Source organism: Natrialba sp. PRR66 (genome assembly GCF_034808065.1).
GTDB classification, from domain to species: Archaea; Halobacteriota; Halobacteria; order Halobacteriales; family Natrialbaceae; genus Natrialba; species Natrialba aegyptia.
In genome coordinates, this window is the sequence record NZ_JAXHGN010000211.1 from 1 (window position 1) to 250 (window position 250).

Below are 250 nucleotides of genomic sequence, written 5' to 3' on the forward strand. Positions count from 1 at the left end.
CGTGAACATGGCATTTTTGAAAGTTTGTTTACTCTTCCTTCTGGTTGCCATAGCTGCTGTTTCATCGTATCAAGTAGTGGTACACAGAGAAATAGAACCTTTGATTACGGATCCCATACCACCACCAAGAATGGGTCGCAGACCAATAATAATTCAGCCACCCCCACCAACGACTACAGATTCTCAAATACTTGGCTTGGATCTTCTGGGACTTAAAGCTGGTCTTGATACCAACTTGTTTGACTTCTTG

1 protein-coding gene is annotated in these 250 nt (G+C 42.8%); it reads left to right on the plus strand.

The features are described from left to right. On the plus strand, positions 1-250 hold a 250-nt coding region (locus tag SM755_RS24015), incomplete at both ends, for a hypothetical protein (protein ID WP_323174884.1).